Raw genomic sequence first — 15,977 nt, forward strand, 5'->3', positions numbered from 1 at the left:
TGGCCGGTGTAAGTGCAGGTCCAGCTACACGTGTTCTGGCAAGGACGCAGGCCAGCGGCCTCCTCCTCCCCGTCCAGCGCCTGCAGCGCATCGACGTCAACGGTCATCGTGTTCACCCCCCTTCGGGCAGAAAGCTCAGCATCCGACCGACCCGAAATCACTGGCCGGTGTAAGTGCAGGTCCAGCTACACGTGTTCTGGCAAGGACGCAGGCCAACGGCCTCCTCCTCCCCGTCCAGCGCCTGCAGCGCATCGACATCAACGGTCATCGTGTTCACCCCCCTTCTTGAAGGTCGTCGCAGGTGACACCGGCCGTACCGGCGTCGCACGGCCCGATTGGCCGTGAGTCTCTGGTCCCGCGGTCCCGAGCGGTCCTCACGCGTTCCCGGGGCGTTGGGAGAGGAACTCCACCAGCTGCTCCCGCAGGTGCGCGCCCGCACGGTCCTCCAGCGGGGAGTGTCCGCCGCCGGGTACTTCGGCGTAGCGGAAGTGGGTGCCCTCGCTGCGGCCGGTGTCGAGCAGCCGTTGCCGCAGCTGCCGGGACTGGTCGACCGGGATCGTCCGGTCGTCCGTGCCGTGGACGATCATCAGTGGGGTGCGGATCCGGTCGGCGAGGGTCCACAGGTCGCGGGGGCCCAGTCCGTCCTCGATCTCGGTCCGGCCGCCGAGCCGGTCGATGAGCGCACGGACCGCGGGCGCCGCCTGAGCGTGCAGCCGGGCGGCGGACAGAAAGGGGGCGACGACCGCGCAGCGGGACCACAGCTGCGGGTCCGCGGCAGCCGCCAGCAAGGCGAGATGGGCGCCGTAGCTGACCCCGTACAGCATGGGTGGTGGCGCCGATCCGGGTCGCCCTGTGGCGAGGGCTCTGACCAGGCCGCGGATGTCGGCGAGGTCGGGTCCGCCCCAGGCGCCGTGCAGGGCCTGGGCGTGCGCGGCCCCGTAGCCGGTGCTGCCGCGCTGGTTCGGGGCGACGATGGCGATGCCGGCGGTGGCGAGCCGGTGCAGCACGGGCTCGTATCCGAGGTCCCAGGCTGCCTCGGGCCCGCCGTGCAGGGCGACCAGTACGGCGTCGGCGCTGCGCCAGTCGCCTTGGCAGACGGCCTCGAACTGCCCTGCGGGGCCGGAGAACCGCTCGACTCGCGAGCGTCCCGCCGCCTGGCTTCCGGCTGGGGCCCACTCCGTCGTGGCCTCGGGCGGGAGCACCGCGATCTCGGCCGGGCGGTCCGCCGTGGAAACGGGCACCAGCAGGCCGCTGCGCCCCCAGCCGGCCACCTGCTGGACCGCCCCCGCTGCCAGCGGCACCTCCGTGATCCGGTCCTGGCGCAGGTCGTGGACCAGCAGCCGGGCCCGGGCTCCGCGGAGCACTCGCAGGGCCACCCGCTCACCGACCGGGTCGAAGGCCAGTGGCAGGACGGCGCCGTCGATGGTGTTGAGCCGCTCGGGGACGCGCAGTCCGGCCGGCTCGGCCAGGGATCTCCACGCCAGCCGGCGTCCCTGTGGCGTGTCGGTCGCCATCAGCAGCAGACCGGAGGACGGGCTTGCCAGCAGGAGGGCGTCGCCTTCCCGGCCGGGCGTGCAGGGCAGGTCGTGGTGGCTGCCGTCGGTGAGATCGACGAGTACGGTCCGGGAGCGGCTCTCGTGTCGCAGGGCCACGCCGAGCAGCCGTCCGCCGTGGTCCAACCCGCAGATGCGGCCGACCGTGCCGGGCAGGACCGCGACCGGCTCCAACCGCAACGGACTGTCGAGCACCCGGTACAGCACCGACCGGCCCGGGCTGTCGGAGCGGACCGCCAGCGCCAGGGTGCCCGGTTCGGCGGAGGCGACCAGACGCAGCGCGCGGCACTCGACGGTGAGGTGCTCACCGGCCCGCCCCGTCTGCGGGTCGGCCAGGACGAGTTCGTGCCGGCCGGCCGCACCGCGCAGCAGCAGGAGTCTCCCGTCCTCGGTCGGCAGCGGCTGGGTCCGCAGGGACTCCTCCAGCGCGAGCGTCCGGCGCCGGGGCGACGACCCGTCGAACGACCAGTGCTCGGGCACCAGGCCGCCCTGCGCGCCTGTCGTCAGGCACGCGGCATGCTCGGCCGTCGCGGAGAAGGCGAAACTCGTCCGGGTGGCCGGCAGCGCGGGCACCACGGGCACCTCGGGCGCGCGGCTCGGAGCCGGGGTCCAGGTCACCATGCGCCGGCCTCGATCCCGACCGGCTCGTCCGTCGGCACGGAGAGTGCGAGGGAGTCGGGCAGCCAGAGCCGGGTGCCGCCGTGCCGTAGCCGGACCAGTGCGGCCAGCATGCCGGCGGTCCCACCGCTGTAACCGGCCGTCACCTCGGTGTTCGACTCGTCGGGCAGGAGCAGGAGACCGTCACGCAGCGTGTGGCGCGCGTGGGCACAGGCGACGAGTTCCGCCGCCCGCTGCCGGTAGCCCGGGTCGTCCAGGGCGGCGGCCAGGTCCAGCAGGAACTCCGCGTTGCCCGCCAGTCCGTGGCAGGCCGCCGGAGAGAGCTGCCACCTCCTGCGGTACACCTCTTCTGCGGCCTGTTCGGCCAGGTTCCGGTAGCGCTGGTCGGCAGTGGCGGTCCAGAGCCTCACCAGGAAGGTCCCCACTCCCGAGGATCCGCTGCACCAGTAGGGCAGCCGGAAGGGGGCGTTCTCGTCGTGGTCGCCCTCGGGCCACCAGGCCGCACCGTCGCCGGTCCGCGCTGCCGCCACCAGGGTGTCACCGGCACTTTGCGCGAGTGCCAGGAAGTCGTCCCGTCCGATGGCCTGGCCGGCCAGCAGGAGAAAGGTGCCGATTCCGGCGACGCCATGGGCGAATCCCAGGTGCTTGGCTCCCGCCATCGCGGAGTCGAAGTCCTTCGGAACAGGCCAGAGCGTTCCGGACCGGCCCGGTTCGGCGGCGGCCAGCAGCCCCTCGGCGGCCTCGACCGCCCGGGCCCGGAAGTCCGGCTCGCCGGTGGCCTGCCAGAAGTGCAGCTGTGTCAGACCCGCGCCGGCCGCGCCGTGGCAGACGTCGGGGTTCGGCCAGCGCACCGGCACCGCCCGGGCCAGGCGTGCCGCGGTGTCGGCCAGTTTGTCGTCGTCCAGCAGCCGGGCTGCGTCCAGCAGTGCCCAGGCGGTGCCGGAGCGGCCGAAGTACAGGCCGGGGAGCTGCGGTTCGTCCAGCCGCAGACGGCCCGCCATCCAGTCGGCCGCCTCGGCGACCCCGGACCTGAGCCGGGGGTCCGTCCGCGCGACGTCGGCCGCGGTGAGCACCGCCAGGACCCCGGCGGCGCCGTGCTGCACGTTGAGCGGGTCGTTGAGGGCGGCGAACCCGTCGGCGGACCACAGCCGCGGCTGCCCGGCCGGGGTCATGGTGTCCAGCAGGTGGGTCAGCCCGTCGGCCAGCACCCGCTCCTCGACATCCGCCGCAAGGACCGGGCTTGCCGCTTCCCCGGGAAGCTCCGGCCGGCCGGACCGCAGTTCGGCCAGGAGCTCGCGCAGCCGCTCCAGGCTCCACCGCTGATCGACGGACTCCGCCGTCAGCCCGAGGATCGCGGGGACGAACGGCCGCGCGACCGGGTTGTCGGCAAGGGTCCGGGACACCAGAAGGGCCAGCCGCTCGCCGTTCGTGCGGGTCGTCGGGCGGTCCGCGGCGAGCACCGTCTCGGCGCCACTCACCAGGTGGAACAGGACCGCGCCGAGACTGAACAGGTCCGAGGTGAAGTCCGGCGCCGGGCCGCTGCGTTCCGCAGCCACCACCTCGGGCGCGGCATACCCTGGGGTGTAGGCGCGCTGGACCTGGTCGCCCGGTCGAACGACCATCTCCAGGTCGATCAGCCGCAGCGCCCCGTCCCGGGTGAGCATGAGGTTGTTCGGGTTCAGGTCCCGCAGCACATGGCCGGCGGCGTGCACACGCTCGACGATCGTCACCAGCTGCTCGACCAGGTCCAGCAGGACGGCGCCGACCGGCGCGGGATTCGCCACTACCCAGTCCCGCAGGTTCTCTCCGTCCACGCGTTCCTGGACGAGGTAGAGATTGCCCCCCTGGGTGAACACGCCGAACGCCTGCGGGCACACGCCCAGGGGTGCCAGCACCGCGTGCATCCGCGCCTCGTGCTGCAACAGGTCGCCGGCGTCCGTGCCGGCGACGGTCGACCCGACGTGGCGTCGGGCCTCCTTGATGACGACCTGCCGATCGGTCTCCCGCTCCGTGCCGTAGTACACCCCGCCCTTGTAGGTGTGCCGGATGGCCGAGCGCACCACGTAGCGGCCGTCGAGAAGGACGGCGGCCGGCCGGCTCGCCGCCTGCGGCTGCGAACCGGCCTGCGGCTGCGAACCGGGCTCCGGCGGCTGCTGCGGCAACGGCGACCGCGCCCAGGCCGGTGGCTTGAACCGCGCCAGGCGGAGGTCCCTGACCAGAGCGCCGTCGGGGGTGCGCAGCAGGGACTCGACGGTGCCGTCGTTGCCGAGCTGCGTCGTGCCGGTGAAGACGCCGTAGCGGTAGTGCACCAGGCTGCCGGGGCGGTACGGCCGGTCGGAGAGGATGCCGGGGCCGGGCAGCCCGCGGGTGGCGTGGTGGAGCTCCTCGGCGAGTGCGCGGAAGTGCTCGTCGTCATCCGGATAGACGGTGATGAACTTGCCACCGCCACCCCGGTCGTAGCTCGCGGAGACCAGTTCGGTCACCCGGTCGAGGGTGCCGGCGAACTTGAACGAGGCCCGCCCGGCGACCAGGACCTCTGCTGCCTTGAGGAGGACGATGGGCGCGGACAGCGGAGTCGCCGAGAGGTGAAGCTTCCACCCCTGCGCCGGGATGGTGCGGCCTTCCGGAGTGACATGGCACCAGAACTCCCGCGAACCGACCGTCCAGCCGCGCGCATCCCGCCGGTGCAGGACCGACGCCACGAGGCCCGGGAGCAGGTCGGAGTCCTCGTCGCGGACCGCGCTCGGCGTCGCGCTCGTACCTGTCATCAGCGGGCCTCCTACGGCGGTGGGGAGCGGCGGTGCGGAGCGGCGGCGGACCGCTCTGCTCCGTTTGCATCACCGATCCTTCCGGCGATCCGCCGGCCCGGCATCGGGGCGGCCCACGTAGGTTCCGGCCGGCGACCGGGCGAATCCGGCCTGCGGGCACGTAGGTTCCCGGACCGGGCCGTTCATCGCCCGGTACCCGCAGGCCGGTCGCGGGGCCGGTCGCGGGGTCAGGCACGGGGGGAGACCTCGATGGCCAACCGGCAGAGCGCCGCACGGTCGGGACTGCCGGTCTTGCTGATCAGCGTGGCCATGTGCTTCTCCACCGTGCGCGGCGAGATGGACAGCCGCCGGGCGATGTCCTGGTTGCCGGGCCGCTCCACGAGCAGTGCGAGGATCTCGTACTCGCGAGCGGTGAGGCCCTGCGCGCGCAGCTGGGCCGGGATCCGGTCCCACCCGCTGCGGCGCTGGGCGACCGTCGCGCCGCTGCGACGCAACAGGGCCCGACAGGCGCCCGCCACCGAGGGGACGTCGTGGTCGTGGAAGTACTCCTCGGAGCTGCGCAGCCATGCCACCGGCTCGCCCCAGCCGTCGGCGATCGCCGCCTCGGCGACCAGCCGCAGTCCGAGGTGATGGGCCATCGGGAACAGCCCGGCACTCTGCTCGGCCCTACGGACGGCCAGGGCTGCCTCCTCGGCCCGCCCCTCCCGGCCCAGTAGGACCGCGTGGGCCAGCAGCAGGAACTGCCGGTTCCAGACCAGCCCCGCCGCCGGGGCGGCGGCCACGGCTTCGTACTCGGCCCGGCCTGCGGTGCCCGCGAGAACGTCCAGCAGGGGGCCCAGCCCGTACCGCCCGGAGAGGTAGAAGACGTTCGGGTGCCGCTCCTCCCATGCCGCCGCGGCGGCGAGTTCGGTGACCGCCTGGATCCGGTCCTCCTCCAACAGCGCGCAGATCGTGCGACAGAGGCCGAGCATCACCGGGGTCAGGAAGGACTCACCACCGCCGGACTGCCGGAAGGCCAGCAGCTCGTGCTCCATCTCGCGGCGGCGTCCCCCGTGCGCGGCGAGCGTCGCCGAGGTGAGCAGCAGGTAGCGGTGGGTCCCGAGGTCGCTCATCCGCGCGCTGGCGTCCAGGCAGCGGTCGATGGTCTCGCGCGCCTTCGCGCCGTTCCCGGTGAGCACCGCGTTCATCGCGAGCAGTGCCTCCACGCGCTGGGTCAGCATGATGGCACCCAGCCCTCGCGCGGCGTCCCGCGCCTGTTCGAGCGTGCGGGTGTCACCGGTCCGCATGAAGCTGTTGGCGCCGAGCCGCAGCGCGGCCTCGATGCGCCAGGCCGGCAGGCTGTGGGTCTCGGCGACGGCCAGCATCCGCTTCAGGCACTCGTCCGCGTCGTCGAAGCCCCGCTCCCGGGCCAGCAGCGCGAGCAACTGCCAGGCCTGGCAGGCGACCACCGGAAGCCCCTCGCGCTGCGCCACCGCCGCCGCCTCCAGGGCCGACCGCTCGGCGTCGACCATCCGCTCGCCCTGGCCCGGGAGCAGGGCGAGGTGCCCCTCGACCACGGCCAGCGCGGCGGTCTGTTCGGGACCGGCGCAGCTGTCGAGGAGCGCCCTGGCCGCCGCCACGTGCGCGACGGTGTCGGCGCTCCGTTCCGCGATCACGGCGGCCCAGGCGAGCCGGGTGTGCAGCGCTATCCTGCGGTCGGTGCCGAGAGACCCCGCCCCGACGGACGGCAGGGTGTCCGCCGAGGCGAAGGCGCGGTCGAGTTGACCGGCTTCGGCGAGGGCGGACAGCAGCGCCTCCGTGATGTCGGTCCGGTCCGCCTGGTCGGCGAGGTCGTGAGCGCGCTCCAGCAACCGGACCGCGGACCCCGACGTACCGTCGGCCAGCGCCCGTCGGCCCGCCTCCGCGTACGCCAGCGCCGCTGCGGCCTCGTCCCCGGCGGCGAGACGGAGCCCCGCGACCACCTGGCACCGGCCGTCGGTCAGCTCGGGATCGGCCTCCAGCAGCGACGTGGCGGCCTGGCGGGCGATGGCCGCGCGCTCCGCCCGGGGGAGGTTCGCCAGCAGCGCCTCGGCGGTGAGCGCGTGCCGGAACGCGTACTGGTCCGTACCGGCCCAGTCGGGGACGATCAGGCCTGCCTCGACGCCGGACCTGAGATGGGCGAAGAGGGTCTGTTCGTCGTGCCCGGTGATGAGCCGGAGCGTGCCGATCGAGAAGCGGGCGCCCAGGGTGGCCCCGACCAGCAGGAGTTCCCGCAGCGCGGGGTCCAGCAGATCGATCCGGTGCCCGTAGCTCTGGACGACGCTCTGCGGAACGGTCGCGGAGAGGTCGCGGTCCACGCGCCAGCCGCCGTCCTCCAGGCGGAGCGCCCCGGAGCCGACCATGTCCTTCAGCAGTTCCTCGATCAGGTACGGGTTCCCGTCGCCGCCCTCGGCCAACCGGTCGGCCACGGCCACCGGTACCTCGTCGACGGGAACGGCGAGGCAACCGCCGGCGATCGCGCGGACGTCCGGCGCGGCCAGTGGGCGCAGTGGGAGAAGGGAAGCCGTCCGGCGCCGTTCGGCCGCGCGGGCCAGGTCGGAGGCGGCCCCGGGTTCGGGGCGCAGCGTGGCCAGCAGCAGCACCGGCAGTCCGGCGATGTTGTCGACGAGGTACTCGACGACGGCGATCGTCTCGGTGTCCGCGTCGTGCAGGTCCTCCAGCGCCAGCACCATGCCCGTCCCCCGCCCGAGGACGGCGAGCAGGCGCAGCAGCGCCTCGGCGAGTTCGACCACGCTCTCGGGGTAGCCGGGGACGGCGGTGTGCCGCCATTCCGGAACGACCCGGGCCAGGGCCGGACGGTAGGGTTCGAGCTCCGCGTCCTCGGGCGGCCCGCTGGTCCGGAAACGGGACGACAGCGCCTCGACGAGCGGGCGGAAGGGCGTTCCCGCGCTCGTCGGGCTGCCCCGGCCGCGCAGGACCGGCAGGCCCAGGTCGGCGGCCTGGCCGCAGCAGTCGCCGAGCAGCCGGGACTTGCCGATCCCGGCATCTCCCAGCAGGAACACGGCACGACCCTCCCCCTCTCGGAGCGCCGTCAAGGCTCCGCTGAGCTGGGACAGTTCGGCTTTCCGGCCGATGGTGACCGACGAGGTTGTACGCATACCGCGCAGGTTACTGGAGGGTTGTGACGGTCCGGCAGGAGTGGATCAAGGGGGGTTTCTCACACCCGGCAGCCGGTACGGCCCTGTCGGAGGCACCGGCTGCCGGTCGGCGGATGCCGACTACCGGCTCACCTCGGGGCCGCCGGTGAAGGTCATCGTCGGGAACTGGTGGGAGAACCGCACGCCGTCGTGCGCGGCGAGCAGAGCGGTGCGACGGGCGAGCCCGCCGGCCGCCCGGAGCCTGATCTCACCGGCGGGGTGATCCACGGCTTCGCCCTGCCGCATGCCGGGCTGCTTCCACTGGCGGACCAGATCGGGGGTGTTCATGGTGTTCGGCCGTTCCTTTCCTGAGGCCACGGTGTCCACGATGACGACCGGGGCGTGATCGGCGGCTGCAGCAGCAGCGCCGAAGCTGTTCGTTCGGGGGCGGCGAGCCGCAGCAGACCGTGTCCGATACCGGCGAGCCCGGTCAGCAGGCCGGGTGTGCTGAGCCCTCCAGGAGTGCCGCAGCGCGGTCCGCTCCGGTCGAGCGTCTCCAGCAGCGCGCCCGCGCGCCGGTTGTGCACGGTGTGCTCAACGGAGTGCTCAGCCGTACCGGTGAGCAGTTCGAGGGCGCCGAGTTCGCCGTGGCAGAGACTGTGGTTGGGCAGTGGGTCACCAAGCGCGAGCACCCTGACCGCGCTGTCGACGATCTCCGTCGGCCCGGCTGCGCTGTCGGAGGCCGCCAACGCGATGCCCGGCAGGCCCGTGCACCAGGAGTGGTCCAGGTCCTGTCCGACTGCCGCCCGCAGGGCGGCCAGCCCCGCCTGCTCGTACCTGGCACCGCCGCCTACCGCCGCGAACCTGAGCAGAGCCCAGCCGATGCCCGCCGATCCGGTACCGAAGCCGGGGGCGGCGGGGAGGGGACGATCGGCGAGGCGGGCCGCGCACAGCTGCGCACCCTGCCAGGCTTCGGCGGAGCCGGTGGCCTCGTGCACCGAGAGCAGGGCCACCAGGCCGCCGGCGGTGCCGTCGAAGACACCGGACGCGTCCTCGGCCCGGGCCGCAGCGGTGGTGAGGTCCACCGCCGGTCCGATCCAGCCACGGATCTCGGCGTCGTCCACAATGGTGGACACCTGGGTGAGGCCGTAGGCGATACCGCCCAGACCGGCGAAGGCCCCGGACCCGACGACACCGAGCTCCTCCGGGTGCTCCGCAAGCCGCTCCAGCAGGCGGGGCAGCGGCCGCAGAGCACGGCGGGCCACCTCCGCGTAGCGCGCCTCGCCGGTGAGGCCGGCGAGTTGCGCCAGGAAGAGCGCCACCCCCGGGTAACCGGCGCCCAGGTCGGCACCGGACGGTCCGAGGCGCCAGTACCGGTCCGCGAGGAGTTCGAGCCCGAGCCAGTTGACGCGCGTCCCGCTCTGCTTCGCCCTGTCCACCAGCTGGTCGCCGATGCCCCGGGCGGCGGCAAGCAGCCGTGCCGGATCCAGGGCAGATCCGCGGGCGGGCCGGGGAGGAAGCCGGGGCGGGGCGCCGACGCCGTGGGCGGAGGCGGTGGACCTGCCGGCCATCGCCGCCCGGACTATCCACTCCTGCTCGTCGCGGTCCGTGCGGCCCATCGCCCGGATCTTGTCCGACACCCGGTCCAGGCCCGGCCGGTCGAGTACGCCGGGCAGCCGGCGGCCCGTGCCGCTCCAAAGGTCCGACGAACCCGGCCGCGTGGTGAACAACGGGATGTCGCCGTCCCACAGTTCGGCGATCTCCTCATCGAGCAGCCCGGGCCAACCGGAGGCTTCGAGCGCGTCCGTCCCCAAGAGGCTCAGGATCTCGTCCCGGTCCACCGCGTCCCGCAGGACATCGGGATGGGTCGACTCATCGAGCAGCGTCGCGTAGACGAGGCTGGCCCGGGCCACCACACGCACCTCGTCCCCCGCGAACCCTCGCAACAGGCCCTGTGGTCCCACGAGTTCGTCCCGGCCGGCCTCGATCGCGCGGTATCCGGCGCGGAAGCCGGCGACGAGGGCCTCGGTGTACCCGGCCGGGTCCACTTCGGCTCCGTCGAGCAGGGGGCGGTTCCCGGCGCCGGTGATCTCTCCGGCCCGGCGGACCAGTCTCATCTCGTCCGTACCTCCGGCCGCCCAGTCCACCCCCTCCACCGGTGAGCGGCACCCCGCGTCGCCGCCCAGGCCCGAGACGTCGACCGCCGTCTCGTCGCCGAGCAGCAGACGCGGCAGCAGGCCGCTGCGGTACACCGAGGACTCCAGCGCGCGAGCCGCCGGATCCTCCTGCGGGTCGGCCGGGACGCACGGATGGAAGAGGGTCTCGACGTCGACCAGGACGGGTTCGTCCCCGCAGGCGATCAGGTTCTCGAAGTGCAGGTCGGTGCCGTCCAGTGCGTACAGCAGCGCCAGCCACGCCCCCTGCCGGAGGTAGAACCGCTCCAGCTGCCGCTCCGCCGTGCAGGAGCCGGGCGCGACGAACTCCACCCAGCCGTACCCGTCACGCTCCAGCAGAGCGAGGACCCGCAGCCCCGGTGTACCGGGCCGCGCGTTGAACCAGCCGACCAGCTCGTTGAAGCGTCCGTGCACGCGCAGCGATCTCGGCTTGTACACGACCCGGGTGCCGTCGGCGAACCGCAGCACCGCGACGCTGCGCCCACGGCGGTGCCCGTCGCCCGTGGTCCGTTCGACCGCGACCAACCGCCCGGGGTCGGCGCCGGCCAACAGGGTGGCGACGACGGCGGCCCGGTCGGCGGCGAACCGGTCGAGCAGTTCCGCCAACGCCGAACCGCCGTGGCGGCAGGCCTGCGCCAGGAGGCGGGCGAGCACCGGGTACTCGCCCAGCAGTGCGGACAGCCCATCCTGACGTCCGACCAGAAGAAGGAAGTTCCGGAACCGATCCGATGGTGCCGCGCCATCGAGGCGGCCCGTCACCCTCGCGACGTTGAGCTCCAGTACGAGGGTGCGGGCGGCCAGTCGGGCCAGCACACCGGCGAGCTGTCGGACGAAGTCCGCCCGGATGGCCCGGAGGTCGGCCACGGCGTCCGGCACGACGGTTGGGAGTCGCGCTCCGGCCAGCTCGGCGAAGGGCGCCAGCACGGCCGCGAAGCCGGTGATGCCCGGCAGCTCCCCAGTCGGCACGCGCGGCGCCGACGCGGCGCGCGCGAGGGCCGATTCGGCGAACTCGGCCCACTCCGGCCGCTGGCCGCAGGGCATTTCGGCCGCGAGTACGCCCCGCAGCCACCAGGCGCCGTCCGTGGTCTCCGCTGCTCCGACGTCCTTGTCGATCATGATTCTGAGCCTCCCAGCCAATGGCAGGCCCACACAAGCCAATTCCGTTGTGTCCACCGGACCATCAGGATCGAGCCCCTGCTCCCGTGTCCGCCGCCCCTGTTCCTGCCTCATCTGCTGACTCCGAGCGGCCGGGATCGGCTGCCGCCCCGAGGGGCCGCGGGAATGGTACGTTCGCCCCATGACCCTATCTGGAAGATATAGCGAGGATCCAGGCGCCGCCGACATCGGACTGCCGAAGCTCACGCCCACGGGATGGACGGTGCTCGGCTTCCTGTCGCTCAGCTCCCGCAACGGCTACCAGCTACGACAGGCCGTGCAGCGCTCCGTCGGGCACTTCTGGGGCGTGAGCTACGGCCAGCTCTACCCGCAGCTGAAGCACCTGGAGGCGAGCGGCCTGATCGCCGCGGACGAGCCGGCCGCCGAGCGGGGCAGGCAGACCGTCTGGCAGCTGACCGAGCAGGGCGCGACAGCCCTGGACGGCTGGCTCAGCCTCCCGGCCCAGCCTGCCCAGCGGCGCGACGAGGGCATGGTCAAGCTGTTGTTCAGCGACCACGCCGGTCCACGGGCGATGTTGCGGCTGATCGAGCAGCGCCGCGACGAGGCACACGCCCGCCGCGATCAGGCCACGGCGACCGTGCCCGGCGCCCAATGGCCCGAGCAGACCGAGCGCAGCGCCGACACCGTCCCGGCCACCTGGCTGGTCCGTGCCCACACGATCGCCCTGGCCGACGCGGAACTCGCCTGGTGCGACCAGGCCCAGGCCCTGATCGCCGAACAACTCGGCGCCTCCAGCGAGTCCGACGATGTCCGCTGACCGCGACCTGCCCGGGCGGCGACCACGCGACGTGACCGTGATCCGGATGCTGCTGCTCCTCACGGGCGTCGCCACCGTGCTCAACGGCCTACTGGAACAGAACCCGGCCTACCCGGCCACCACCCGGGGCTTCGGCCTGCTGCTGGCCGTCTTCGGCCTCGGCTGCTGGTGGACGGTCTGGCGGCTGCGCCGGCCCGGAACACGGCTGTTCGGCCAGTTACTGGTGCTGCTCGGGCTGCTCGCGGCGATCCGGGTCTACCAGGCCCTCCGGTTCGACAGCGCACTGCCGGCAGCCGGACTCGTCCTGCCACTGCTGGTCTACGGGCGGCTGCGCAAACCTGCGGTCCGCCGCTGGCTGGAGCAGGGCACCGCGGACGGGCCCGCGACACAGCGCACAGCGGCCGGTCGGGCACCGCTGCTGCGCCGATGGGTGGGGGCGTTGGGAGTGCTGGGCGTCACCGTCGCCGCACTGGGCGTGCTGACCGGTGCGGGCGCCGCCGTCGCGCTGATGCCCTGCGCCTTCCCCACGCCCGCGGTGGGCGGATTGCAGCAGGACCAGACCACCGCAGCCACGAACGCCGACCCGACCGGGCGGGTCGCCGCGACCGACGGGGTGCCGCTCGCCTACCACGCGTACCTCCCCGCCAACCCGGTCGCGAGCCTGGTGTTCTACCACGGCTCGGGCGCCAACAGCGCGGCCGGATACCTCCCGCTCGGCCGCGAACTCGCCGACGACCACCACATCGCGACGTACCTGGTGGACATTCGGGGCCACGGCGCCTCCGGCGGCCCGCGCGGTGACGCGCCGACACCGGAACAGGTCTGGCAGGACACCCGGACCATGGTCGACTTCGTGCACCGGCAGCAGCCGAAACTGCCGCTCTTCGTCGGTGGCCACTCGGCCGGCGCCGGCCTGGTACTCAACAGCCTCGACCGGATCGACGACCAGGTAGCCGGCTATGTCCTCCTCGCCCCGGACTTCGGCCTGCACTCCGACACCGAACAGGTGAGCGGCGCCTCGAACTTCGCCACCGTCTGCCAGCGCGCCTTCGTGGTCAACGCGGTCAGCAACCACGTGCTCGACGGACACACCCCGGCACTCGGGTTCGCGTACACGTCCCAGGAGGTCCAGTCAGCGAAGCTGGTCCCGCGCTACACGGTGAACATGGCACTGGCGCAGAACGCCGACAACAGCGCCGCCGTGCTGCGCGGCCTGACCAAGCCGCTCGGCGTGTGGATCGGGGCCCAGGACGAGGTGTTCAACCCGGCCCGGGTGATCGCCTACGCGGCACAAGCCGGCCACCCGGCCAACGACACCTTCCAGACCGTGGCACATGACAACCACCTCGGCATCCTGACGGACGGCGCCGCATCGATCGGCCCGTGGATCGACCATCAGGCCGGCCTCCGCCAACGGTGACCTCTCGACGGCGGGTCAGGGCTCCGGCGGGCCGGCAACAGAGGAACCGCTGCCTCGCCACCCGAGAGCTGCGATGACCCGCCGTCAGCCGTCGTGTCGGCCACCGGGTATCTCAGGACAACCCACGGCCTCGGGCGCCGAAACCGCCCGAACAGCAGCGCCCCACCACCCGGTTCGCCGCTTGGCCACCGCCGGGCGTTCGGACCGGATCGGCTGCGACGGGACGTCCCGGAAACCTCGAATTCGCACACCTCGTCGCTCCCGGACGGGCAGAGTGGGAACCCGATCCGCCGAACAGCAGACCTGGAGGCTCCCGTGCTCAACCTCTCCCGCGAGGAACTACCGGAACGGCACCAGGAGTTGCTGGACGTCCTGGTGACACGGCATGACCTGGCCACCGAGCGCCGCCGTAACACCTCGTTCGTACTCCTCGACCACGACGGACGTCGCTTCGCCGTCTGCGAGTACGGAGCGCACTGGTACGAGGAAGGCGTGCCGGTGCACCTGGCAGTCGACCTGACCACGGGCAGCCATGTGTCGATCACCGCCTACCGCGCCTCCGCCATGTGGCCGGGAACGTTCTGGTCGTTCTTCGAACCCGGCCGCGTCCCCTCCGACGACCCGGTGCGGGCCTGGCTGGCGACCCCGGCGGCCGCCCCCGGGCCGCGCCCGAGCGTCGCCGTGGCGTGGCCGGACCAACTCGAACGGTTCTGCGCTGCGGAGCTGGTCCGCACCGACCAACCCGAGCTGCTCGCACAGGCCGAGCTGGTCGCGGACCCGGAACTTCCCGAGGACCAGACCACACTGGTACGACGGCACTCCGCGGCGGCACTGCCGTACGCCGTGCTGTTCCGCCACGAGGACGCGCTGAGCGTCGTCAACAAGCTGATCGGCAGCGGCCGGGGCTGTCCGCTCCCCGATCTCTGAGCCAGCGTTTATCGTCGCAGGTCGAGTGACCTGCGACGATAAACGCCAAGCTCAGAGCGGGAGCGTCACCCAGGGTCTACCAGTCGGTGCCGATGTTGGTGCGGTTACCGAAGGTGCTCTGGCCGGTGCCGGGGTAGAAGTACATGTCGCCGGTGGATCCTTGAGGGGCCTGGACGGCGGCGACGTCCGACTTCCCGTCGGCGTTGAAGTCGCCGCCGATGAGGTCGCGCATGATGTTCCAGCCGGTGCCGGCATTGACCGGCGCTGCGAAGGAACCAGCGCCATTGCCCGGATAGACGTACAGATTCCCGTCAGCGGTGCCGACCGCGGCGATGTCCGTCTTCCCGTCACCGTTGAAGTCACCGCTGGCGAATTTACCCACGGTGTTCCAGCCGGTGCCGGCGTTGATCGGGGCTGCGAAAGAGCCGGCGCCATTACCCGGATAGACGTACAGATTCCCGTCAGCGACGCCGACCGCCGCGATGTCCGACTTCCCGTCACCGTTGAAGTCACCGCCGATGAGGTGGTCCAGGTTGTTCCAGCCGGTGCCCGCCAACCACGGCGTTCCGAACGCACCGGCGCCATTGCCCGGGTAGACGTACAGATTCCCGTTGGCGGTGTTCACCGCGGCGAGATCGATCTTCCCATCGCCGTTGAAGTCACCCGGTGTCACATTGCTCACCGTGTTCCACCCGGTACCGATCAGGCTCCGCTCACCGAACGTACCGACACCGGTACCCGGGTACAGGTACATCTTCCCCGTCGCCGCGTCCACCGCCGCCAGATCGGTCTTCCCGTCACCATTGAAGTCAGCCGACGCAAAACCCGTCATCCCCACCGGAGTCGCCGGCGGAGGCGTGGTGTTGTCCTCAACGACCTTGTTGAGGCGGAGGGCCACGTAGCTGCTTGCCGGGTAGCTGGAGATGTTTCCGGTGTAGACGTTCCCGTTCCCATAGGTCACGTCGGTCCTCGGGTTCGACTGGTGGATGTAGGTGAAGTCCCCGGTCGCCTGGTTGTTCCACCTCACGAAGAGCACGACGTGGTCGCTGATGTTGTCCAGCGCGTCGCCGGGGCGGAGTTCGCTCTTGTTGATGCGCGTGCTCAGCGATCGGCTGTCGAGGGTGTTGGTGGTCGGCGAGCCGAGCCCGGTGGCCGACAGGTGCCAAGCCATCGAGATGAACCCTGAGCAGTCGGTGCGGTAGGTGTGGCCGTCGCCGTCCCCGTACGTCGCGCCCTGGTTGTACTGGACGTTCTGGTCGTCCCAGTACTGGGCGCGCTGCAGGATCTCGGATCGGTTGACGGGGCCTCCGAGGGAGGAGCCGGCCTGGGCGGGCGGCGCGGTCAGGCCCACGGCGGCCATGGCGGCGATTAACGGAACGAGAACGGACGCGCGGCGGAATCGGCTGTTCTTGGGCATGGCTGTCTACCTCGATCTGGTAAATGGTGTGTGTCGACTACTGAGTTGGGG

Annotated in this window: 11 protein-coding genes; 3 read left to right on the forward strand and 8 right to left on the reverse strand. The window is 72.4% G+C overall.

The window, feature by feature from the left end; genetic code table 11:
* The 7 genes from ACFWPI_RS00275 to ACFWPI_RS00305 all read right to left on the reverse strand — a co-directional run.
* The coding region (locus ACFWPI_RS00275) for an ALQxL family class IV lanthipeptide (RefSeq protein WP_380424506.1) at positions 1-107 on the reverse strand (107 nt) is incomplete at its 3' end.
* A gap of 50 nt (positions 108-157) precedes the next feature.
* A complete protein-coding gene (locus ACFWPI_RS00280) occupies positions 158-268 on the reverse strand; it encodes an ALQxL family class IV lanthipeptide (RefSeq protein ID WP_380377178.1) in 111 nt (36 codons plus the stop codon).
* Between the two features lie 106 nt (positions 269-374).
* Positions 375-2,174 carry an alpha/beta hydrolase family protein gene (locus ACFWPI_RS00285; protein ID WP_380377123.1) on the reverse strand — a complete coding sequence of 600 codons (1,800 nt, stop codon included), beginning with the start codon at positions 2,172-2,174 and terminating at the stop codon, positions 375-377.
* Complete coding sequence (lanL, locus tag ACFWPI_RS00290; protein ID WP_380377125.1) at positions 2,168-4,939, reverse strand: class IV lanthionine synthetase LanL; 2,772 nt, start codon at positions 4,937-4,939, stop codon at positions 2,168-2,170. Before lanL ends, ACFWPI_RS00285 begins: the two co-directional genes overlap by 7 nt.
* A gap of 227 nt (positions 4,940-5,166) precedes the next feature.
* A complete protein-coding gene (locus ACFWPI_RS00295) occupies positions 5,167-8,076 on the reverse strand; it encodes a helix-turn-helix transcriptional regulator (protein WP_380377128.1) in 2,910 nt (969 codons plus the stop codon).
* 120 nt (positions 8,077-8,196) lie between these two features.
* On the reverse strand, positions 8,197-8,403 hold the full coding sequence (locus tag ACFWPI_RS00300) for a hypothetical protein (RefSeq protein WP_363586627.1): 207 nt from the start codon (positions 8,401-8,403) through the stop codon (positions 8,197-8,199).
* The gene (locus ACFWPI_RS00305; protein WP_380377131.1) at positions 8,400-11,345 is read right to left on the reverse strand and encodes a type 2 lanthipeptide synthetase LanM family protein; all 2,946 of its coding nucleotides are present in this window, start codon (positions 11,343-11,345) and stop codon (positions 8,400-8,402) included. The genes ACFWPI_RS00300 and ACFWPI_RS00305 overlap by 4 nt, the downstream gene beginning before the upstream one ends.
* Positions 11,346-11,526: 181 nt before the next feature.
* Here ACFWPI_RS00305 and ACFWPI_RS00310 point away from each other — a divergent pair, with 181 nt between their 5' ends.
* The 3 genes from ACFWPI_RS00310 to ACFWPI_RS00320 all read left to right on the forward strand — a co-directional run bounded on the left by ACFWPI_RS00310 (position 11,527) and on the right by ACFWPI_RS00320 (position 14,509).
* Complete coding sequence (locus ACFWPI_RS00310) at positions 11,527-12,162, forward strand: PadR family transcriptional regulator (RefSeq protein WP_380377133.1); 636 nt, start codon at positions 11,527-11,529, stop codon at positions 12,160-12,162.
* Entirely contained in the window at positions 12,152-13,582 is a 1,431-nt protein-coding gene (locus tag ACFWPI_RS00315) for an alpha/beta hydrolase (protein ID WP_380377136.1), read from the forward strand. The genes ACFWPI_RS00310 and ACFWPI_RS00315 overlap by 11 nt, the downstream gene beginning before the upstream one ends.
* Positions 13,583-13,897: 315 nt before the next feature.
* Positions 13,898-14,509, forward strand: a complete 612-nt coding sequence (locus ACFWPI_RS00320; protein ID WP_380377139.1) for a hypothetical protein — start codon at positions 13,898-13,900, stop codon at positions 14,507-14,509.
* 76 nt (positions 14,510-14,585) lie between these two features.
* Here the strand turns inward: ACFWPI_RS00320 and ACFWPI_RS00325 are convergent, their stop codons facing one another.
* Positions 14,586-15,926 carry an FG-GAP-like repeat-containing protein gene (locus ACFWPI_RS00325; RefSeq protein WP_380377142.1) on the reverse strand — a complete coding sequence of 447 codons (1,341 nt, stop codon included), beginning with the start codon at positions 15,924-15,926 and terminating at the stop codon, positions 14,586-14,588.
* Positions 15,927-15,977: the final 51 nt, after the last annotated feature.

Source organism: Kitasatospora sp. NPDC058492, from assembly GCF_042720685.1.
In the GTDB taxonomy this organism is placed as follows: Bacteria; Actinomycetota; Actinomycetes; order Streptomycetales; family Streptomycetaceae; genus Kitasatospora.